Below are 20813 nucleotides of genomic sequence, written 5' to 3' on the forward strand. Positions count from 1 at the left end.
TAAAAAAGCCTAGAAAGAAATTTCTTTCTAGGCTTTTTTCAACTATTTATAGGGCTTGCTCTTATTTTATTTTTTCAATAATACGGTACTTGGTCTTGAAACCTTGGCTGCTTCCAGTAAAGGAGGTGTCCTTTTTGGCCAAGTCTGACATAGTGTCAATAATTTCCTTGGTTTCTGGTAGGTCCTTGGTCTTTCGATCCAGCTCATCAATCCCCTTTTGTTTGAATTCTGCTAATTTTTCAGAAAATGTCTTCATAGATAGGGTTAAGATTTCTTCCCCATTTTTCAGCTTGATGGTTCCATCTCCAAGGCTGGAAATTCCTGAGTTTAATTCATGAATCCCATTTCTCATAGGGGTAATTCCTTGGCTCTTTAATTTTGGAAATTCATTAAACATAATGGATTTTTCACTAAATTCATTAAGTCCCTTGGACAAGTCGTTGGCACCTTCATTTAACTTGGCAGAGTTAGAATCCAGCTCTGCAATGGCATCTGCCAAGGTGTCCACTCCTTGTTCACTTTGTTCGGTTCCCTGTCTCAACTTACTGGACCCATCCTTTAATTGGCCTGTGGCTACATCCAATTTAACAAGTGCATCGGCCAATTGCATCAGTTCAGAGGTGTCCAGTTTCCCATCAAGATCTTGCATGCTTTGTCCCAGTTGTTGATTTATTCTATCGGCTCCTTGTTTTAAACCGGCCGCTCCATCCTTTAAAGCATCAAACTTATTTGGATAGTTCTTCATTCCCTCATTGAGTTTTTGAGAGGAAGTGGCTAATTGATCCATACCTACTTGTAGGGCTTGAACTTGTTGACCCAGATTACTGCTAGAGGAATTTCCCATCCCCTTGGCCAGATTTCTACCAGAGGATTGGATACTCTCTGCAGCCATCTTAATATTTTTAGAAGACCCACTTAGGGAGACAATGGCAGCTTGAGCTTTTGGGTCATCGATTTCTCTTAAAAGGCCAATGACTTGGTCGATTTGATTTGCTGATCCTTGAATGGAGCTAGATTTTTCCACAATATTTTGGACTTGACCAGCCATATCGGCACCTGGTCCCGCTGGAAGGGAAATTGCTTGGACTTGGCTGTTGATTTTTTGGATACCATTATTAAGGTCTCCATTGGCATTGGCCAAGATATTTGCCCCTGCTTGGGCTTGTCCAATGCCAGCTTCCAAGCTTGAAGCCCCCTTGGATAATTGGCCTATCCCCTCTCTTAGGGCCCCCATCTTGGCAGCCACATCTACCTTTAATCCTTCCATTTTTTCTAATTTCTTAGATCCCAAGCGCAATTGGCTGGTGGCGCCCTTTAATTGGCCCAAACCATTGTCCAGGTCCCGAGACCCTTGGGCTAGTTGCCTTGCTCCATCTTTCATCTTGCCTGTATTGGCATTCATCTTGCCCACGCCGGAAGTATAGGCGCTAATTCCTGAGGACAGTTGGTCGCCTCCCTTGGCCATCTTCTTGGCATAGCCTGGAATGGGTTTGACCTTGTCAATAACTTCTTCCACCTTGTTTTCCAATTCGCCGGACTTGTCGTAAAGTTCTTGGGATCCCTTATTTAACTTTTGGACTCCCCCATCCATGTCCTGAATGCCATGGTTGATTTTTTCTTGGGCATCCGTTAATTTCATGGATCCATCCACAAGCTTTTGGGCATTATCTTGTAATTTTTGAATCCCATCCCTAAGTTCATTGATGGATTTTATATTGGCTTTATTTTGGAATAGCTCGTTGGAAATGACTGCATAACTTTCAATGGGTTGGTAGTCCTTGACATCCATTTCTATGGTAACTTGATTTTTAAAATCCTCCATTTGGATATCTTCCAATAGGTCTTGGAAGTTTTCTGTCAAGCCTGGTGTCAATACACTACTAATCACTTCATTTTTCCCATCTTTTACAACTTTCGAATTTTCTGCCTTGATATTACTAGCTACACTTTCATCAAAGCTCATGGTATTCATAACAACATAGGGGGCATAAACCTTGGTTTTTTTACCAGCAATATTTTTAATGACGTAGTTCTTATTTTCAGCAGACAGGACAATTTTTAAGTGCCCAGACTTACCCTTTAGGTCCTGATTTGTTGTTTTTTCCCCATCTAAATAAAAGTCTAATTGTAGGTCTACTGGAAGGTCTCTTGTGGTTTTTCCTTGGTAGTAAACATCCTTGGAATTTTCATCCCAATGGATATAGCCATTTTCTTCTTTAATCTTTTGGTCACTTTTTAGGTTTTTAATGTCTTTTAAGTCTGTCTTGTCTTGACCCTTGACCCCTTGGTCAGAGTTCAACCAAACAGAGACAATCTTATCCTTATTTTGACCATTTTCTTTAATGACATAAACTGTTTCACTCTTATTTACGATGCTTGCTGCCGCAAGGGCTGTGTTACTAAAAAGCATGGATGATAGAATCCCCAAAGCCATGGCTTTTTCTAGTTTTTTATTCATTTTACACTCCTTTAATTTAATCCTTTTGTGGTTTTCTTAATCAATGGGAAGCTGACGGAAATAACGGCCGGTAAGAATAGGATAATGACAATCATACTAATGATTGCCCCCCTAGCCAAAAAGGTACAAATGGTCGAGACAATTTCCATCTTAGAATAGAAGCCCACACCAATGGTTGCCGCCATAAATGAAAGTCCCGATGTTACAATGGACTTGGAGGTTTCTTTGGTGGCCAGTTTTAACGCTTCGTCCACATCTCCTAAAGTTTGGTATTCTGCCAGGAAGCGGTTGGTCATCAGGATGGAATAGTCGATGGTAGATCCCAACTGGATAACGCCGATAATAATGGACGTGATAAAGGGGATTGTCTGCCCCATATAAAAGGGGAGCCCCATGTTGATTTGAATGGCCAGTTCAATGGCCGCAATTAAAATAATCGGTATCCCAAAAGACTTGAAAACCAGGGCAATAATTAAGAAAACTACGGCAATGGAAACAATGTTTACCCGTTTAAAGTCCTTATTGGAAATAACTGTTAGGTCATCAGTTAAAACTGCTTCTCCGGTTAAATATCCCTCTGGATCATACTTATTAATAATTCTCCGAATTTCTTGAATTTGAGCCTTAACTTTCTCGGAAGCTGTTTGGTATTCAGAGTTGACCATAATCATCTTGTAGCCATCTTTGGCAAAGTTATCCGTCACCTTTTGGGGAAGGATTTCTTCTGGCAAGGCCACTCCTGTCATGGTGTTGGTCCCCAACACAGAATTGACCCCATCGACTTCCTCTAGTTCATCAATCAAGGAATCCAAGGCTGTATTGGATAGGTTGTCTTTGACAACAATAAAATGGGTGGTAGCCATGTTATAATCTTTTTTCATCTTCTTCAAGGCCACAATAGAATCCAGGTCTTGGGGCAGGGACCGGTCCAGGTTGTAATAAACCTTGGTATTTAAAGACCCTATAAGGGCTGGAATAAAAAGTCCAAGAAAAACCATGAAGATAATCCTCTTATGACGGATGTTAAATTCTGAAAGCCGGTCAAAAGAAGGCAGCAGAACCCTATGGTTATATTTTAAAACAAGTTTTTCCACAAGTAAGAGCATGGCCGGTAGTACAGTCACTGTTGTTAACAGGCCAATCACTACCCCCTTACTCATAACAAGACCAATGTCCTTTCCCAGGCTTAGTTCCATTAAAATAAGGACAATAAAGCCGGCAAAGGTGGTTAGGGATGAAGCAAAAAGAGATGAAATCGTCTCTTGGAGAGCCACATCCATGGCCGCATTTTTATTTTCTTTATATTTTTTCTCTTCTACATAGCGGTGGTATAAAAAGATGGAGTAATCCATGGTAACAGCCAGCTGCAAAATAGCAGCGATGGCCTTGGTTATATAGGAAATTTCTCCCAGGAAGATATTAGTCCCAAAGTTATAGGCAACCGCGTACCCTATGGTCAAGATAAAGACAAAGGGGATAAAGGTCGATTCATTGGTCAAGGCCAAAACAATCAAGCCCAAAACTACTGCTAGGGCTACATAGATGGGAGTTTCTTTGTCAATAACATCCTTGGTGTCTTTCACCAGGGATGAGATCCCACTTAAATACTTTTCCTTAGACTCAAGATTTTTAATCTGGTCAATAGCCGACATGGTCTCAAAAGACGAGGCAGAATTCTTAAACTTAACCAGCATCAAGGTGGAGTCCTCTGCATAAAACACGTCTTTTATATTATCTGGTAAAAATTCATCCGGCACACTATTTCCCACAATAGAGGATTTTGATACAACGTCTTCAACTCCGTCGATTTTTAAAATTTCCTCTCTGAGCTTTTCTGCATCCTGATCTGTCCCCTTTAAAATGAGCATTCCTGTCGCAGCATTGTTGAAGTTTTTATCTAATATATTCTGGCCTTCTGTTGATTTTAAATTTTGTGGTAAGTAGGTTAAAATATCATAATTAACAGCGGTCATTTTATATCCAATGGCTGATGGAATCAAAAGTAAAGTCGTTATAAAAAGAACCAATCTGGGATGGTAAGAGATAAATTTTGTAAACTTCTTCATGTATTCACCTTACCTTATTATTTTATTTTAAAAATAAAAGAGTCTTTTCTTGGGAGAATTTTCAAATAAGGCTAAAGTCATCAAGTCTAGATTTTTCAAAACTTCTAGGATCTAAAGATCCACTTCAAACCATATTCTTTCTTTTAAATCAAGCTTTTCCTTTGCAAGGATTAGCCTAAAATTAAGCTTAAAAGATCTTCTTGGTTTAGGTCCAGCAGATTTTTTGAAAGTCGCCTCCTCCATCTGCAAGCTGCCTAAACCTACTTATTTGACTACCTTCTCCTTAGGAAAGTTTTCTTCTACTTCTAAAGAAAAATTAACATACCCTATATTTTAACACAATTTTATTTTTAATCTAGTAAATGTGATTCATTTTTCAAGTTTTAAATATATGGGTTAAACTAAGATGAATACTGGTTTTTATCTGTTTTTTATTAATTTATCTAAAATATTTTTTATTTTTTTGAACATGGTATTTATTAAATTAACTCATTTGGGCCTATTTGATTTTTTAAAAAACAAGATTTTTCAACTTTTTTTACTGAGGTTTGCTTTTAAGGCCTTCAACCTTTCTTAACTGGATTCTATAAAAAATAGTCCTCTTCCTAAGTAAATTTTAAAATCTTTTACTCTTATTTTGCATTTTTTAGCCTATCCTAAAAATTAGATCCTTTCCTTCAAATAAAGAACCCCCGGTCTATGCACTGACCCCCAAAAGTTGGACCAAGAAATCCAACCTTTGGGGGTCTTTTAATGGCAAAATACAGTTACGAATTGAAGAAGAAAATCGTCGAGGAGTACTTGTGTGGTAAAACAAGTTATCAAGCCTTAGTAATGAAATACCAAATCGAGAAGTCCGTTCTCAGGCTATGGATTAGCAATTACAAAAATTATGGCGATGAAGGCTTAATGCGCTCTAGAAATAATCGTGCGTATAGTGTAGAGTTTAAGTTAGAAGCTATTACACGCTATGAAACGAGCGAATGCAGCTACCGACAACTTGCCCTCGAACTCGGTTTGACGAATCCGTCCATGATTGTCAATTGGCGAAGACAGTACCGAGAGAAGGGCATCGAGGGGCTGCTCCCGCATAAGCGAGGGAGACCTGTGACAAAGAAAAATGACCACAACCAACCACCAAAAACTGTAAAGAAAAGCGAATCCATCGACGCCTCCACACGCGAAGCATTGGAAAATCGTATCAAAGAATTAGAGGCAGAAAATCGGTAACTTACCATTCAAAAGATGTTCTGGGAGCAGCTGATGAGTTTGGAGAAAGAAGAAGCAATTAACAAAAGGCGAAGATTGTATCCAATCTCCGAGAACAATTTCAACTAATAGAGATTCTTGCCGCCATCCATTTCCCAAAGTCCACCTTTATGTATTGGCAGAAAAAATGGTCCGAAGAAGACAAGGATCAATCCTTAAAAGACGAAATCCTTGTCATTCGGAGCCAACACAAAGACTATGGTTATCGCCGCATTCATCTGGAATTAAAGAACCGGGGCCAGGTGGTGAACAAAAAGAAAGTGCAACGATTGGTCCAAGACATGGGTCTTCAAGTCCACTCCTATGGTAAGAAATACAAGAAGTACAATTCCTACAAAGGCGTCGTGGGGAAAATCAAGAAAAACCGAATCAACCGCCGGTTCAATACCAGCATCCCCTTGCAAAAAATTACCACAGACACCACAGAATTTAAATACTATGAAGAAGATAAGACCGGGAAACTTCAAACAAAGAAACTCTATCTCGACCCCTACATGGACATGTACAACCTGGAAATCATCAGTTACGTCCTATCCGATCAGCCCAATGGAGTCACCATGCTGCAAGGTTTAGAAGTAGCCATTGAGCGAACAAAGGCCTGTCCTTATCGACGGACCTTTCACTCCGATCGTGGTTGGGGTTATCAAATGACCGCATACCAAGCCATGTTAGAAAAACATCATATTTTCCAAAGTATGTCAAGAAAAGGCAACTGCTATGACAATGCACCTATGGAAAACTTCTTTAGCCTATTGAAAAGAGAAATCTACTATGGCCACAATTACCGTAGTCGTGAAGAACTGGTGCAGGCAATTGAGCAATATATCCGTTACTACAACGAAGATCGAATCAAAGAAAAGTTAGGAGGTATAAGTCCAAAGCAATACCGTGAACGCATGCAATCCGCATAGAACGAATGTTATGTAAAAACAAAATCGAGTAAGCGAAATGCTTACTCGATTAGGTCCAACTTTATGGGGTCACTCTAATACCTCCTCTCTAAAAAAAGGATTTTTTGCTATCCACCTGTTGTTTAGAGGACTTGGGTGGGCTATTGGGAAATATTCTGGCAAAAATTCTTTGTAAGATTTTACTGTTTCAGTTAAATTTTTCTTAAATTTATCCTTCAAATAAAACTTTTGAGCATAGGCTCCTATCAAAATGGTTAACTTTATATCCTTCAATTCATTTAATAATAGTGGATGGTATTCTTTTGCAATAAAAGACCTAGGAGCCTTGTCGCCTGATTTTCCCTTTCCAGGATAATAAAAATCCATTGGAATTATAGAAAAATCTTCACTATGGAGGGCGTCTTCCGATATACCCAACCATTTGACAAGATTTTCCCCACTCTTATCATTAAATAAAATACCAGTTTCTTCAACCCTTTCCCCAGGAGCTTGCCCAATTATCAGAATTTTTGATTTTGGATTTAGCTGGAATATTGGGTTAATCCCTCTATTTGTGTAGCTTTCATTTCTGCGATCTTCTCTTAATTTTTTAATAATGAGTTTTTCTTTCATAATTTTGCCATCACTTTCATTAGAATTAGAACCCTACCAAGCTTTAGGACAAGTAACAATTTTCGTAAAAAATCTATTCTTAGCCTAGTAAAACTTTCAACCTACATAAGATTATTACCCATTTTTGTCTTGACTCTCATCATGAATTGCATAATCTACTATCATTAAATTCTTTTGGTATGTGATCAGGCAATATTATATTTTTTACGAATACTTTTTCTTTTCTTGTATAGTCGTGGGTTACTCCGTCCCATTCATTTTTATCACTTCCTTTCTTTTTTGTTGTTTTAGGTGGAGGCTTAATAGATTTTTTAGTTTTCTTAATCTTTCTTCTATATAGTCAATTTTATCTTTTATTTCTTTTGGCTCTTGTTTTATTTGTTCTAATTCTTTTCATTCCAATCTCCTTTACTTCAATAAAAAACGACTAAATTTTTACACTTAGCCGTTACTACACATTATTAAATTCTAATCACCTCTTACAACCTCGATAACATCTTCAATTCTGCAATCCAATGCCAAGCAAATCTTTTCTAATGACCCTAAGTTCACATAAGAGTTTTTGTTCATTCTTGAAACTATGTTGCTTGTTATGTTTGCAGCTCTTTTTAAGTCTTCTTTGTTCATTTCTCTTTCTACCAATAAATGCCATAATGGTTTATAAGAAATGGCCATATTATTAGCCCTTATCCCTTTAATTGTTAAGATATGTTATATCATAAATAGGCTAATAAGTCACTTTAGCCTATTTTATACTTGTTCTTGCGTTAGTGTTTATTGAGATAGTCTTTGTTTTTTTCCTTGTCCCACTTGGAACTGCTCCAAATCTCTAGGGCAATTTATCAAGGTCAAATCTTAAGATTAAGGGAGTATGGTCTTGTCTTTCTCCAGAATCAATCATGTTAGATTCTATGACCAGATCTTTGATTCGGTCACTTACCAAAAAGTAGTCAATTCTCCAGCCAGAATTGTTGATCTTGCTAGTTTTTACCCTTTGGGCCCACCAAGAATAAACCCCTTCTACATCTCCATGGATATGGCGGAAGCTGTCTACAAAACCTCGGTCCAAGAGCTTGCTAAAACCCAGTCTTTCTTCGTCCGTAAAACCCGGAGACCGACGGTTGGCATCTGGATTTTTCAAATCAATTTCCTTGTGGGCGACATTAAAGTCTCCCGTTGCAATAACTGGTTTTTCCTGGTCAAGCCCTTCCAGGTAGTCGGCAAATTTTTCATCCCAGATTTGCCGGTCTCCTAGACGAACCAAGCCATTTCCCGCATTGGGGGTATAGACCTGGGTAAAATAAAAGCGATCAAATTCCAGGGTAATAATTCGACCCTCATGGTCCATAGTAGTGGGAGCCCCTATCTCTGGAAAGGTCACTTCTGCCTTCAGAGTTTTTTTATAGAGGGTCATGGTGCCGGCATAGCCCTTACGAGCTGGTGGACAAGAAGACGTCCATACATAATTATAGTCAGGGAACCACTCTTCCAAGGCCTGGATATGTTTTTTGCTAGGACCTTTTTCTGGTAACTTTGTTTCTTGAATAGCAATAACATCAGGATTTTCCTCCTGAAGTCGCCTTAAAACCCCTCTAGATAGTTGTGCCCTAGCAGAATCGCTGGTTAGGGCCGCATTTAAAGAATCAATATTCCAAGATATAAACTTCATATTTCCTCCTCATTTTCATCTCTTACCTTCTATTATAGCAATGATGAAGAAAGTTTTCCTCATAAATAAAAAACCCACCTAGGCCCAGCCTAAAATGATGTGTACCCATAAAACTGGACACAATATTTAATTAATTCGTTGTAGTGGATGCTAACCTATACTTTGTAGGTGGCATCCATTTTGTTTTTGATTGAATTCTTTCGTTATTGTAATAATCTATATACTCCTCTATTGCTCTCGAAAATTCGTCAAAAGAGCGATAGCTCTTTTCATAACCATAATACATTTCATTTTTTAGCCTTCCAAAGAATGTCTCCATAATGGAGTTATCATAGCAATTCCCTTTTCTTGACATGGATTGCTTTATCCCATGTTTTTTAAGCTCATTGACATAATATTTATGTTGGTATTGCCAACCTTGATCTGAATGTAGTATTAAGTTCTTTAGTTTTGGAAATTTTCTAAATGCTCTTCTTAACATAGTAGATATTTGTTTTAAATTAGGACTTAAGGATAAGTCGTAGGAGATAATCTCATTGGTATACATATCAAGTATTGGAGAGATGTAGCATTTACCCCAAGAAAATTTAAATTCAGAGACATCCGTGGTCCATTTTTGTAAAGGTCTATCTGCTTTGAAGTCTCTATTGATTAGATTATCTGCTACTTTACCTATTTTCCCCTGATAGGAGTGGTATTTTTCTTTAGAGCCCTTTCCAAAAAGTTTTCGTTCGTGCATAATCCTTTGTACTTTTTTATGGTTTATGACATAGCCTTGATTTATTAACTCCATATAGACTCTTCGCACTCCATATCTTCCTTTGTGTAGGTGAAAGATTTGGGCTATTTTATCTGCAATCGGACGATTCTTAACTTTTATTTTATCCACTTTATTTAGTTCAAAGTAGTATGTTGACCTCGGCAAATCAATGGCTCTTAAAAGATCCTTTAGTCTGTATCCTTTTTCTTTGAGTTCTTTGACAATCGCTGCTTTTTCGCCTTGAGTTGCGCAGCGTAACGTTCTTCTCTCAAGGCGATCTCTTTTTTTATTATTTCATTCTCAGCCTTCATATATTCATTTTCTGCTCTAAGTCTTATGAGTTCTTCTCTTTCGGATTCATTCAGTTCTTTTGGTTTATGGATATTTTTCTTTTTCATGGTTGTATTTTTAGATTTACGGCCTTTCTTTTTATTCACAAGACCATTATATCCATCCTTTTTATACTTGTTAAGCCATGAATAAAGTTGTCCTTCATTTATTCCATTTTCGATTGCAGTTGCCTTTATTGAATTTCCAGCCAGCACTTTCGACACCATTTCTAATTTTTCATCTGGTGTCCAGTGGATATTATTTCCATGGTTTAAAATTTCTGGGCCATGAAGTTCTTCTAATCTAAACCATTTTCTAATGGAAGCATGAAGGTTTTCTTCTTTGGTCCCATCAGGTGTATCAGGCCATTTCCCTTGCCTATACAACTGTATGCACTCTTTTTTGAATTCATAGCTATATTTCACAAAAATACCCTCCTTACTGGTTTGTCCAGTAAAGAGGGTACATATCAGCCCAGCCTGGTTTTTTCTTGGATAAATTTATAAAAAATCTTAAAAAGCCCAAGATTTTCTATGCTATAATCTACTTAAGCAAATTATTTACCAACAATGTATAAGGGGGAACCATGGACAATAAAAAAGAAGCCATGCAGCTTCACAGAGAATTAAGAGGTAAGTTAGAAATCAAAGCCAGAACCAAGACAGACAGTGCCCAAGCCCTGGCCCTGGCCTATACTCCCGGCGTAGCCCAAGCCTGCTTGGCCATCCAAGAAGATCCGGACCAAGCCTATACCCTGACCCGGAAGTGGAACCTGGTGGCTGTCGTTTCTGACGGGACAGCTGTTTTAGGCCTGGGAGATATTGGTGGTCTAGCAGGAATGCCTGTCATGGAAGGCAAGTCCATCCTATTTAAAAACTTTGCCAATGTAGATGCCTTTCCCATCTGTCTGGCCACCAAGGATACAGAAGAAATTATCCAAACTGTAAAAAATATTGAGCCCAGCTTTGGTGGCATTAACTTGGAGGATATCAAGGCCCCCAAGTGTTTTGAAATCGAACAAAGACTAAGCCAAGAACTGGATATTCCCGTATTCCATGACGACCAGCACGGTACAGCCATTGTGGTCTTGGCCGCTGTAATTAACTCCCTAAAGCTGGTTGGAAAAAAATTAGAAGATGTCCGGATTGTCATGAGTGGAGCTGGAGCAGCCGGCATGGCCATCCTCCATCTTTTAAGCCTTGAAGGGGCACGAGATGTCATCTTCGTCGGAAGAAAGGGGATTTTGGATGCCGATTATTATGACGACCCCTACCGGAAAAAACTCCTGGCCCAATGTAACCCCCACCATGTCCAAGGAGGCATGGAAGAAGCCCTAACCGGGGCAGATATCTTTATCGGGGTGTCTGGTCCTGGCCTGGTAACCAAGGAAATGGTGGAAAAGATGAACAAGGATGCCATTGTCTTTGCCATGGCCAACCCCGTACCAGAAATTTATCCCGACCAAGCCAAGGCTGGAGGGGCCCGGGTTTGCGGTACCGGCCGCAGCGACTTCCCCAACCAGGTCAACAATGTCTCAGTCTTTCCAGGCCTCTTCCGGGGAGCCCTAGATGTTCGCGCCCGGAAGATTACAGACAATATGAAACTGGCTGCTGCTCACGCCATTTCCGATGCCGTCCAAGACCCAAGTGAGGATTACATCCTTCCCAATGCCTTTGACTTAGCAGTAGCAGACCAGGTGGCCAAGGCCGTGGCAGACCAGGCCATCAAGGATGGGGTGGCGAGAAAATAATGGACTACCGCATTGAACACGACAGCCTAGGAGAAGTCAAGGTCCCCAAGGACAAGTACTGGGCTGCCCAAACCCAAAGAAGTTACGAAAATTTTAAAATTGGCCAAGAAAAAATGCCCCGGGAAATTATCCAGGCCTTTGCCCTTTTAAAGTATGCTGCTGCCCAAGCCAATTGTGAATTAGGCCTTTTGGACCAAAAAAAAGCCCAGGCCATTGAAGAGGTCTGTGACCAAATCCTAGCTGGAAGCCTGGATGACCACTTCCCCCTGGTGGTTTGGCAAACAGGGTCTGGCACCCAAAGCAATATGAATGTCAATGAAGTCATTGCCCATCGGGCCAATGAAATTTTGGGCCAAGACCTCCTCCACCCCAATGATGACGTCAACCGGTCCCAATCCAGTAACGACACCTTCCCTACAGCCCTCCATATCAGTAGCCTCCTGGCTGTAGAAGAAAGGCTCTTCCCCGCCATAGAAGAGCTGAAGTCCACTTTTGATGAGCTTTCCCAAGCCTATATGGACATTATCAAAACTGGCCGGACCCACCTCCAAGATGCCGTTCCCCTTTCCCTGGGCCAAGAAATCAGCGCCTGGTCCCGGATGTTGGAAGTCTCCAAGGACATGATCCAAGACTCCCTGGCAGGACTTAGGGAAATCGCCCTGGGAGGTACTGCCGTAGGAACAGGCCTCAATGCCCCGGAGGGTTTTGCAGACCTGGTGGCAGAAAAAATTAGCCAAAAGTCTGGCTACCCCTTCCTATCAGCAAAAAATAAATTCCACGCCCTAACCAGCAAGGACCAAATCGTCTTTGTCCACGGAGCCATCAAGGCCCTGGCCTGTGACCTCTTGAAAATAGCCAATGATATCCGGATGCTGGCCTCAGGCCCCAAGTGTGGTATTGGAGAAATTACCATCCCCGCCAATGAACCCGGGTCCTCCATTATGCCTGGCAAGGTCAACCCCACCCAGGCAGAAGCCCTGACTATGGTTTGCCTCCAAGTCATGGGCAATGATACCGCCATTTCCATGGCTGCATCCCAGGGCAACTACCAGCTCAATGTCTACATGCCCCTTATTGCCTATAACTTTTTACAAAGCGTCCGGCTCTTGGCCGATGCCCTAAAGAGTTTTAACCTCCATTGCGCCCAAGGGATCAAGCCCAACAGGGAAAAAATCCAAGAAAACCTGGACAAGTCTTTGATGTTGGTAACAGCTTTAAACCCCTACCTAGGTTATGAAAATGCCGCTAAAATTGCCAACAAAGCCTATGCTGAAAACAAGACCCTCAAAGAAGCCTGCCTGGATCTGGGCCTTTTGACAGAAGAAGAATTTGACCAAATTCTAGACCCCAAGAAGATGGTCCACCTGGACCGGAACTAGGCCACTGGGAATAAAAAAATAAAAAGTCGCCCCAAGGATGATTTCTCACACTTGGGGCGACTTTTTTAATTTGGTGGACCTGAGAGGATTCGAACCCCCGGCACGTGCCTTAGGAGGGCACTGCTCTATCCACCTGAGCTACAGGTCCATTTACCTATACTATTATAGCATATAAACCTGTGACTTTACTAGATTTTTTCAATTTGTAAAAAGGCCTGGTAGAGGTGCTTTTGGAGACGGACCAGGATATTTTCCTGTTTAAGGTCCTTTCGAATCTCCAAGGGCAGGCTGGCTACTAGCTCTCCATCCCTATAATAGAGGGCTTGCCCCACCTGGGTCTTGGCTGCTAGAGGGGGTGTTAAGGGCGTCAGGTCTAGCTTCCTGGTCAAGTTATGGCGAGAATCCCAAATAAGGGCCAGGTCCTTGGTTGGATAAACTTCTACTTCTTTTTCCATGCCATCAATGACCCGGACTTGCCCCAGGGCCTGGTCAGCACGAGCCACGACTCTTTTGGAATAGGTGGCAAGACTATGGTCCATAAGCCTTTTGGCCACCACGAAACGGGCCATATTGGATGGGGACCCCATGGTAATGGAAATAAACCGCATGGGTTCTGTGAGGCCCTCCACGGATGGAGTCAGGCTTGTAGCCACTAGACAGCGACCAGCGGCATTGGTGTAGCCGGTTTTCAAGCCATCTACTCCCTTGACAATTCCCAAAAGAGGGTTGGTATTGTAGGCTAAAAACCCTCGATTTAGGTTGTCGATTAGGGGTTTTTGACTGCGATTTAAAATTTCCGGATGGTCCTTCAAGAGATGTCTTACCAGTTGAAACATTTCCCGGACAGTCATCTTATTATAGTCCCCAAGGCCATAGTCTGTCAGACCATGGGGGTTGACCATGTGGGCCTGGGTCAAGCCCAGACTTTGGCACTTTTCATTCATGGCCTGGACAAAGGCCGGGGTGGACCCGGATACTTTTTTTCCCAGGGCGGTAATAGCATCATTTCCGGATATAATCAAGGCCGCATCAATGAGTTGGTCCACTGTAAATTGGTCTCCAGGTTTAGACTTAAAGGTAGACCCTGTCAATTGGGTTACTTCTTCATCCATGACCACAAGGTCGTCTAGCTTCAGCTTCCCTGCCTGGATGGCATCGTAAACCACATAGAGACTCACCAGTTTTGAAGTTGAGGCCATGGCCACAACTTGGTCGATATCCTGGGCTTCAAAGATCATTCCAGAATGGTAGTCCCCTACCAGGTAGTGGGGGGCCAGTTCTGGAGTTGGCTTGGCTGAAAGCTCTTGGATCATTTGGGCTTCTTTTAGGTTTCCCGGCAAGACTCCCTGGCTGGTAGGGACCAAAAAGTCTTGGTTACGAACTTCTTCTGGCGGAATGGCTTCTTCTATTTTCGCCGGCTCTTGGGTCGGTGGATTTGTTTGTTCTGTTTTTGCATAAAGAACTTGCCCCTGAGCCAAAAGGATTATTGCCAGGGCCAAGGCGATTTTTTTACGCATAGGGCACCTCTTTTCACTTCTTCCTATTGTATCAGTTTTTGGACTTGGACAAAAGGTCTTTTAAGGGACTTTTTATTGGGTAAAATAGTAGTAGTAAGTAATTTATAGATAGAAAGAAGGGATGGAAAATGAAAATTATCATTATCGGTGGTGTGGCCGCCGGATCATCTGCCGCTGCAAAATTATCTCGGCTAAAAAAAGACTGGGATATTACCATCTATGAAGAATCGGATTATATTTCTTATTCAGCATGTAACATGCCCTATGCCATTGGCGATTGGCTGGAAGATGAAGACTCCATTGCCCCTAGAGGTCCCCTCTACTTTAAGGAAAATTACGGGGTTAAGGTCCAAATCGGCCACCGGGTAGAAAAAATCGACCCCAAGGCAAAAACCATCCGGGTCCAAGACCTTAAAACAGGAAGAACCTTTGAAGATTCCTATGACAAGCTCCTCTTGGCTACCGGGGCCCAGTCCTTTCTACCTCCCATTCCTGGACGGGACCAAGCCAATGTCTTTAGCCTAAGACAGGTGGAGGACATGCTTTCCATCCAAGACCGCCTAGCCTGCTGCATGCCCAAGGGGTCTACAATTTGCATTGTTGGCGCTGGCTTTATCGGCTTAGAAATGGTGGAAAATTTTGTAAAGCTGGGCTACAAGGTCAAACTTTTAGCCTCCAGCAAGCTGTCCAACCTCAGTCCAGAAATGTCCCCTTACTTGGAAGAAGAATTGCTCCTCCATGGGGTGGAAATCATAAAGGGTTCTCGAGCAAAGGCCATCCAAGGACGGGACCTGACCCTGGAAGACGGGCGGAAAATCCAAGGAGACTTTTTCTTAATGGCCACTGGAGTCCGGCCCAACATTGACCTAGCCCAAGACATCGGAGTGGAGATTGGCGAATTTAAGGCCATTATCACCAATGACCAAATGGAAACCAATATCCCTCATATCTATGCCGCTGGGGACGTGGTCCAAACCAGGTCTTTGGTAGATGGTTCTTGGACCTATGTTCCCCTGGGCTCTACGGCCAACAAGATGGGCCGGGTTGTGGCTGATAACATGGCCGGCAAGCCCACTAAATTCCCAGGAATTATGGGGTCTTCCATCTTTAAGCTCTTTGACCTGGAGGTGGGTTCCACCGGCCTATCGGAAAAAACTGCCCAAGACCACGGTTTTGACACCCTGGTCTTCTACCACATCCACCGGAGTCACTATGCCTCCCATGGTGGTCAACCCATTTTAATTAAGGCCGTCTTGGACCGGAAGAGTCGGGAGCTTTTAGGCGTTGAAGCCATTGGCTTTACTGGCGTCAAAAACCGCATTGATGTTTATGCCAGCTTTATAACCTTCCATGGCAAGATCCAAGACCTGGAATTTTTAGACCTGGCCTACGCCCCACCCTTTTCCACCGTCCGGGACGTCGTCCTCTATACTGGCATGATTGGGACCAACCTCTTAGAAAAGGATGCCCCTTCTGAAAGCCACCAGGTCAACCAAGATTTTATGAACTATATTAAAAATTTACCTCGCCCTTAAGAGTCCCTTGCATAATGTCAAGGACCTATGCTATAATATCTCTAGCGAGATGTAGCGCAGTCCGGTAGCGTACATGTCTGGGGGACATGGGGTCGCAGGTTCAAATCCTGTCATCTCGACCATAAAGAAAAAGAACCTTGCCTTTAGGCAGGGTTCTTTTTTTGCTTTATTGGTCTTCCAGACGGTCCCTTGCCCCCTCTAGCATGAGGTAGACAATGGCGATGCTGGCAATAAAGGATAGGCACATAATAAAGGATGTGGGAATGACAAACTTTATATTTAAAAGAGTGGTTAAGATCCAGGTAATAAACATGGGCAAGACCATGGCCAAGGACATGAGGACGGCTGAAAATCTTTGTTTGATGACCTCCAAGTCATTTTTCCAAGCCAGGTCTAGGGTCATGAGGTCAAAATAAATTCCTGCAAGATTGCCAAAGAGATTGGCCAAAATTCCAGTCAAAACCATAAAAACGCCATTAACTACCCCTACTTGACCTGCATAGGAAAAGGCCAGGCTGGTGAAGAGAATGGGTCCCAAGGCCAGAGTCATCCCCAAAAGCACCCTGGGTAGGACCAAGTCCTTAAAGGACAGGGGCATGGCCTTCAGGGCTTCAAAATTTTCCCCCTCTAGGGACAGGCTGCAATAGGTGGTTTGGGCATTCACTGAAATAAAGGTCAAGATATAGCAGGCAATGCCAGCCAGGTCAAGACCTGGAAGGCTGCCTAGGGCTTGGCCAAAAATCCGGTCCGGTTTGATGAGAAGGGAAGCCACTCCCAGGCCCAGGATAAGGATTGGGGACAAAATAGTATTGCTGACATAGTTGGTCCTCCAAAAATAGTGTTTAACTTCCTTTTTATAGAGACTTTTTAACTTAGACCCACTGGAAAAGCTGACAGATTTTTTCTTTTCCCGGGTCTTGGCCCCCGCATCCTTGTAAAAGTTTTGGATGTAGTTGCGGATAATGAAATAGCCCAAAAGTAAAAGTAAAAGAAGGGTCAGGGCAAAAAGAGCCAAAAAGCCCAGGAAGGATTGGTTGCTAAAGGCCCGGTCAAAAAAGCTCAAAGGCAGGTAATAGGTCCTTAGACCCTGGGCCAAACGAGACCAAAGTCCTGCAAGTTGGTCGCTATATTTGTCTGCCTGGGTCATAAAGAAAATATAAATAGCCAAGAAGAGAATGGTCCCCAAGACTTGGAGGAGGGTTTTTGTATTGTGAAAACGGAAGGTCTTGGAAATTTGGGTGGCCAAAAGGACCCCCAAAAAGGTGGGGAAGATAGGTAGGACCAAGACCGACAAGAGGTTCAAGATAAAGGCCAGGGGCCCATGGATAATCCCAAACCAAACGATGGGGATAAGGAAGATGGCAAAGGCATAAAAAAGACTGTCCAGGTAAATGCCAATAAACTTGGCCATTAAAATATCTCCCTCTCCCAGGGGCATGGGGTAGAGAATCTCAAATTCATCCCTGGAAAATAGGTTTTTGTTGCCATTGGAAATCCCCGTGAAAAAGGTAAGGAGGGTTAGGACCAAGCCAAAGGCCAGAGCCAGATCCTTACTGTTGTTGGATGTCACCAAGATCATGGTAAAAAGTCCCGAGTAAAAGACCATGGCCAGGCCCACCAGGACCATCATAACCAGGGAGCTGATCCTCTTGGTGGAAGACCGGCTATTTTTCAAAATTCTTTTCAGCTCCAGGCCTAAAAGGATTTTTAACTTTTTAGTGATCATAACCCATCAACTCCATGAAGATATTTTCCAAGGAAGAATCCTGGATGACATCCTTGGTGGCCCCTTCCTTGACAATCTTTCCATCCTTGATAATGGCAATCTTATGGCAGAGGTTTTGGGCCACCTCCAAGACGTGGGTGGAAAAGAAAATCGCCGCTCCATTGGCCACCATTTCTTGAAAGAGCTCCTTTAAAAAGTGGGTGGCTGTAGGGTCCAAGCCTACAAAGGGTTCGTCCAGGATCAAGAGCTTGGGATCATGGACCAAGGCGGCAATAATGGCCAACTTTTGCTTCATCCCATGAGAATAGCTAGAAATTTTACTTCCTAAGTCCTCCTTTAAGTCAAAGACCTTGGCCAGACGAAGGGTCCGGTCCATCCGGTCTTCCTCACTGACCCCATAGATGTCCGCCACAAAGTTAATGTATTCAGCCCCTGTCAAAAACTCGTAGAGCCTAGGGTTATCTGGTATGTAGGCAGAAATTTGCTTACAGGCCAAGGGGTCTTTTTTCGTATCCATTCCATTGATAAAAATATTGCCCTGGTCATAGTCCAAAAGCCCCATGACACACTTAATGGTAGTGGTTTTTCCTGCGCCATTTTTACCGATAAAGCCATAAATTTCTCCCGGCTTAATTTCCAAATCAATACCGTGAAGGACCAATTTGTCCCCATAGGCCTTGACTAGCTTTTCAATTTTTAACATCCTAACCTCCCTATTTTTTCTATCTTCTTAAGTTTAGTCTACACTAGCCAAAGCTTTTTGCCTAGTCTTTTCCAGGGAAAATTCTCCTGGATTTTAAATTTTTGACCATAAAAAAAGAGGGCCCTAGGCCCTCTTAGAGATTTTATTTATTTTACTTCTACAGTTGCTCCAACTTCTTCAAGTTTAGCCTTGATTTCGTCAGCTTCTGCTTGTGGAACGCCTTCTTTAATTGCTTTTGGAGCTCCGTCAACTAAAGCTTTTGCTTCTTTTAGTCCAAGACCAGTGATGTCTTTAACTACTTTAATAACCTTAACTTTTTCTTGTCCTGGTTCAGTAATTACAACATCGAAGTCAGTTTTTTCTTCAGCTCCGCCAGCAGCTCCACCAGCAGTTGGAGCAGCACCTGCAACTGCAACTGGTGCAGCAGCGCTTACGCCAAATTCTTCTTCCATTGCTTTAACAGCTTCTGCTAATTCTAATACTGTTAAACCTTTAATTTCTTCAATAAGTGCTTGTACTTTTTCGCTCATTCTTTACCCTCCTATGACTATTAAGCCGTTTCTTCTTCTTTTTTCTTTTCTGCGATTGCATTTAATGCAACAACAAATCCTTTTAAGTTTCCATTCATCACATTGACCATTCCTTGGAGTGGGCTGTTTAAGCCACCAAGGAATTTTCCAATAAGTTCTTCTTTTGATGGTAGTTTTGCAAGATCTTCAATAGCTTTTTGGTCCATAACAGCGCCATCCATGAAACCAGCTTTGATTTCTAAAGCTTCATGGTCTTTTGCAAAGTCAGCAGTGATCTTTGCTGGGCTTACTGGGTCTTCGGTACCAAAGGCTATAGCTGAAGGTCCTTTTAAGAATTCACCGATTTCTTCGTGGCCTAGTTCTTCAAAAGCACGGCGCATCATAGTGTTTTTGTAAACCTTATAATCAACCCCTGCTTCACGATACTTGGCACGTAATTCAGTAACTTCTTCCACATTTAAACCACGATAGTTAACAAGAACAATCGAATGGGAATTTTCAATTTTGCCTTTAATTTCATCAACTAAAGCAACTTTTGATTGAAGTACTTCCTCTTTCAAGGCTTCACCTCCCTAGGTTTTCTGTAAAATAAAAAATCTCATCGCAGACACAATGAGATAAAAAATCGAATCATAAAGATAGTCTTTATTCTCACCTCGGTAGGATTTATGGTCACCTACTGTCTGCGGTTTCATAACATATAAGAGTATACCCAAGGTCTGGGGAAAAGTCAAGGCTTTATTTTTAAATTTTCTCTTTTTTCTCAGTCCAGGCTATAGATTAAATTCTCATGGCTAGAAGCTGAGTTTAGCCTATATCCTTCAAATTGAAAGTCTTCAAAGACTTCCATATCCAAGGATCCCCGGGTCAGGATATGCTGGGCCAATTGTCCTCTTAATTTTTTGGCCGTAGCTGAAGGGGCCTTTTTCTTGTCCTTCCAGGTCTTGTAAAAGCTGATGTCCACCCAGGATGCCAGGGCTTTTTTATCAATCCTTTGGGCAAACTCTTGGGAGGCCAAGTTATAGACCCGGCTAGCAGCTAGCTTTTTTGTATAGTTTTTCTTTTGCAGGCTCTTCAGGCTCTCCCCCTCTACTTGCAGGGCCTTGGTAAAATCCAAGCGGTAGGGGTTGATGGAGGTTTGGGGTTCCACAGGACCATAGAGGGCCGACAGGATTAAGAGATGGTTTCGGCCAAAGTCTGACAAGGCCAAGTTCCTTTCAATTTGCCGAAAGACCAGACCTTGATAGAGGTCTATGGCTGGCTTGGCCTGGGCTTTATCAATATCTTGGTAGGCCTGGTAAATTTTTTGGCCCAAGTCTTGGTCTAGCCCCAGCCAGTCGGTTAAGGCTTCTTGGTCTAGGCTTCTTAGTTTCCCAATTATTTTTTTTGCACTTGGGTCCAGGTAGGGGGCCTGGTCTCCCAAGGACCAGTCCATTTCCTTACTGGGCGATAGGATAATCCAATCTTGCATGTCTTTCTCCCTTCTTGTATCTTAAGTCTATTGTAAAAGATTTAGGAAAAGAAATACAGGTCTTAATAGAAAATAAAAAACCGGATTTCTGACCTGACCTCCTTTAGTTGGTTTTTAAGTCCAACTT

16 protein-coding genes, 2 tRNA genes, 3 pseudogenes and 1 other annotated feature are annotated in these 20813 nt (G+C 42.1%); of the genes and pseudogenes, 5 read left to right on the forward strand and 16 right to left on the reverse strand.

Annotated features, from left to right (window positions below; genetic code table 11):
- Nucleotides 1–61: 61 nt before the first annotated feature.
- Nucleotides 62–2458: a methyl-accepting chemotaxis protein gene (locus tag CS898_RS03135; protein ID WP_099208065.1), complete on the reverse strand. Its 2397-nt coding sequence runs from the start codon at nt 2456–2458 to the stop codon at nt 62–64.
- A gap of 11 nt (nt 2459–2469) precedes the next feature.
- Nucleotides 2470–4524: an efflux RND transporter permease subunit gene (locus CS898_RS03140; protein ID WP_009430024.1), complete on the reverse strand. Its 2055-nt coding sequence runs from the start codon at nt 4522–4524 to the stop codon at nt 2470–2472.
- Nucleotides 4525–5277: 753 nt separating this feature from the next.
- Between CS898_RS03140 and CS898_RS03145 the strand changes: the two are divergent.
- Nucleotides 5278–6704: pseudogene (locus CS898_RS03145) on the forward strand (IS3 family transposase).
- A gap of 69 nt (nt 6705–6773) precedes the next feature.
- Here the strand turns inward: CS898_RS03145 and CS898_RS03150 are convergent.
- The 7 genes and pseudogenes from CS898_RS03150 to CS898_RS03170 all read right to left on the reverse strand — a co-directional run bounded on the left by CS898_RS03150 (nt 6774) and on the right by CS898_RS03170 (nt 10500).
- Entirely contained in the window at nt 6774–7316 is a 543-nt protein-coding gene (locus tag CS898_RS03150) for a uracil-DNA glycosylase family protein (protein WP_099208051.1), read from the reverse strand.
- 160 nt (nt 7317–7476) lie between these two features.
- Nucleotides 7477–7578 (reverse strand): annotated as a pseudogene (locus CS898_RS10115) (MobQ family relaxase); the annotation flags it as partial.
- Nucleotides 7579–7583: 5 nt separating this feature from the next.
- Nucleotides 7584–7694, reverse strand: a pseudogene (locus CS898_RS10220) (DUF3847 domain-containing protein); the annotation flags it as partial.
- 90 nt (nt 7695–7784) lie between these two features.
- Nucleotides 7785–7991, reverse strand: coding sequence for a helix-turn-helix domain-containing protein (locus CS898_RS03155; protein WP_099208052.1), 207 nt, complete (start codon nt 7989–7991; stop codon nt 7785–7787).
- Between the two features lie 154 nt (nt 7992–8145).
- Entirely contained in the window at nt 8146–8985 is an 840-nt protein-coding gene (locus CS898_RS03160) for an exodeoxyribonuclease III (protein WP_009431946.1), read from the reverse strand.
- Nucleotides 8986–9115: 130 nt separating this feature from the next.
- On the reverse strand, nt 9116–9970 hold the full coding sequence (locus CS898_RS03165; protein ID WP_141558234.1) for an IS3 family transposase: 855 nt from the start codon (nt 9968–9970) through the stop codon (nt 9116–9118).
- A complete protein-coding gene (locus CS898_RS03170; RefSeq protein WP_009430694.1) occupies nt 9934–10500 on the reverse strand; it encodes a helix-turn-helix domain-containing protein in 567 nt (188 codons plus the stop codon). The genes CS898_RS03165 and CS898_RS03170 overlap by 37 nt, the downstream gene beginning before the upstream one ends.
- A 161-nt stretch (nt 10501–10661) precedes the next feature.
- On the opposite strand from CS898_RS03170, the gene CS898_RS03175 reads away from it, so the two are divergent.
- Both CS898_RS03175 and fumC read left to right on the forward strand, forming a co-directional pair.
- Nucleotides 10662–11825, forward strand: a complete 1164-nt coding sequence (locus tag CS898_RS03175; protein ID WP_099208066.1) for an NAD(P)-dependent malic enzyme — start codon at nt 10662–10664, stop codon at nt 11823–11825.
- Nucleotides 11825–13204, forward strand: coding sequence for a class II fumarate hydratase (gene fumC, locus CS898_RS03180; protein ID WP_099208067.1), 1380 nt, complete (start codon nt 11825–11827; stop codon nt 13202–13204). The genes CS898_RS03175 and fumC overlap by 1 nt, the downstream gene beginning before the upstream one ends.
- Before the next feature lie 71 nt (nt 13205–13275).
- On the opposite strand, the gene CS898_RS03185 is transcribed toward fumC, so the two are convergent.
- Together CS898_RS03185 and CS898_RS03190 are read right to left on the reverse strand one after the other, a co-directional pair.
- Nucleotides 13276–13352, reverse strand: a tRNA-Arg gene (locus CS898_RS03185).
- 40 nt (nt 13353–13392) lie between these two features.
- Nucleotides 13393–14721 carry a D-alanyl-D-alanine carboxypeptidase family protein gene (locus CS898_RS03190; protein ID WP_099208068.1) on the reverse strand — a complete coding sequence of 443 codons (1329 nt, stop codon included), beginning with the start codon at nt 14719–14721 and terminating at the stop codon, nt 13393–13395.
- A gap of 128 nt (nt 14722–14849) precedes the next feature.
- Here CS898_RS03190 and CS898_RS03195 point away from each other — a divergent pair, with 128 nt between their 5' ends.
- Both CS898_RS03195 and CS898_RS03200 read left to right on the forward strand, forming a co-directional pair.
- Complete coding sequence (locus CS898_RS03195) at nt 14850–16256, forward strand: FAD-dependent oxidoreductase (RefSeq protein WP_099208069.1); 1407 nt, start codon at nt 14850–14852, stop codon at nt 16254–16256.
- A gap of 45 nt (nt 16257–16301) precedes the next feature.
- A tRNA-Pro gene (locus CS898_RS03200) sits at nt 16302–16378 on the forward strand.
- Nucleotides 16379–16422: 44 nt separating this feature from the next.
- Here CS898_RS03200 and CS898_RS03205 read toward each other — a convergent pair.
- The 5 genes from CS898_RS03205 to CS898_RS03225 form a co-directional block, all read right to left on the reverse strand.
- Nucleotides 16423–17982, reverse strand: a complete 1560-nt coding sequence (locus CS898_RS03205) for a permease-like membrane multi-spanning protein (RefSeq protein WP_099208070.1) — start codon at nt 17980–17982, stop codon at nt 16423–16425.
- On the reverse strand, nt 17972–18685 hold the full coding sequence (locus tag CS898_RS03210; protein WP_099208071.1) for an ABC transporter ATP-binding protein: 714 nt from the start codon (nt 18683–18685) through the stop codon (nt 17972–17974). Before CS898_RS03210 ends, CS898_RS03205 begins: the two co-directional genes overlap by 11 nt.
- A 146-nt stretch (nt 18686–18831) precedes the next feature.
- Nucleotides 18832–19215, reverse strand: coding sequence for a 50S ribosomal protein L7/L12 (rplL, locus tag CS898_RS03215; protein ID WP_099208072.1), 384 nt, complete (start codon nt 19213–19215; stop codon nt 18832–18834).
- A 20-nt stretch (nt 19216–19235) separates the two neighbouring features.
- The gene (gene rplJ, locus CS898_RS03220; RefSeq protein WP_099208073.1) at nt 19236–19775 is read right to left on the reverse strand and encodes a 50S ribosomal protein L10; all 540 of its coding nucleotides are present in this window, start codon (nt 19773–19775) and stop codon (nt 19236–19238) included.
- A gap of 20 nt (nt 19776–19795) precedes the next feature.
- Nucleotides 19796–19922, reverse strand: a sequence feature (ribosomal protein L10 leader region).
- A gap of 56 nt (nt 19923–19978) precedes the next feature.
- Nucleotides 19979–20686 (reverse strand): YaaA family protein, encoded by a 708-nt coding sequence (locus tag CS898_RS03225; RefSeq protein ID WP_099208074.1) that lies wholly within the window; start codon nt 20684–20686, stop codon nt 19979–19981.
- Nucleotides 20687–20813: the final 127 nt, after the last annotated feature.

It is taken from the genome of Urinicoccus timonensis, from assembly GCF_900232945.1.
GTDB lineage: Bacteria > Bacillota > Clostridia > Tissierellales > Peptoniphilaceae > Urinicoccus > Urinicoccus timonensis.

Coding starts and splice junctions, on each gene's coding strand:
- CS898_RS03140 (WP_009430024.1), bottom strand. CDS start 4,524: ATGAAGAAGTTTACAAAATTTATCTCTTACCATCCCAGATTGGTTCTT.
- CS898_RS03150 (WP_099208051.1), bottom strand. CDS start 7,316: ATGAAAGAAAAACTCATTATTAAAAAATTAAGAGAAGATCGCAGAAAT.
- CS898_RS03190 (WP_099208068.1), bottom strand. CDS start 14,721: ATGCGTAAAAAAATCGCCTTGGCCCTGGCAATAATCCTTTTGGCTCAG.
- CS898_RS03205 (WP_099208070.1), bottom strand. CDS start 17,982: ATGATCACTAAAAAGTTAAAAATCCTTTTAGGCCTGGAGCTGAAAAGA.
- CS898_RS03135 (WP_099208065.1), bottom strand. CDS start 2,458: ATGAATAAAAAACTAGAAAAAGCCATGGCTTTGGGGATTCTATCATCC.
- CS898_RS03155 (WP_099208052.1), bottom strand. CDS start 7,991: ATGGCCATTTCTTATAAACCATTATGGCATTTATTGGTAGAAAGAGAA.
- CS898_RS03195 (WP_099208069.1), top strand. CDS start 14,850: ATGAAAATTATCATTATCGGTGGTGTGGCCGCCGGATCATCTGCCGCT.
- rplL (WP_099208072.1), bottom strand. CDS start 19,215: ATGAGCGAAAAAGTACAAGCACTTATTGAAGAAATTAAAGGTTTAACA.
- CS898_RS03225 (WP_099208074.1), bottom strand. CDS start 20,686: ATGCAAGATTGGATTATCCTATCGCCCAGTAAGGAAATGGACTGGTCC.
- fumC (WP_099208067.1), top strand. CDS start 11,825: ATGGACTACCGCATTGAACACGACAGCCTAGGAGAAGTCAAGGTCCCC.
- CS898_RS03160 (WP_009431946.1), bottom strand. CDS start 8,985: ATGAAGTTTATATCTTGGAATATTGATTCTTTAAATGCGGCCCTAACC.
- CS898_RS03175 (WP_099208066.1), top strand. CDS start 10,662: ATGGACAATAAAAAAGAAGCCATGCAGCTTCACAGAGAATTAAGAGGT.
- CS898_RS03210 (WP_099208071.1), bottom strand. CDS start 18,685: ATGTTAAAAATTGAAAAGCTAGTCAAGGCCTATGGGGACAAATTGGTC.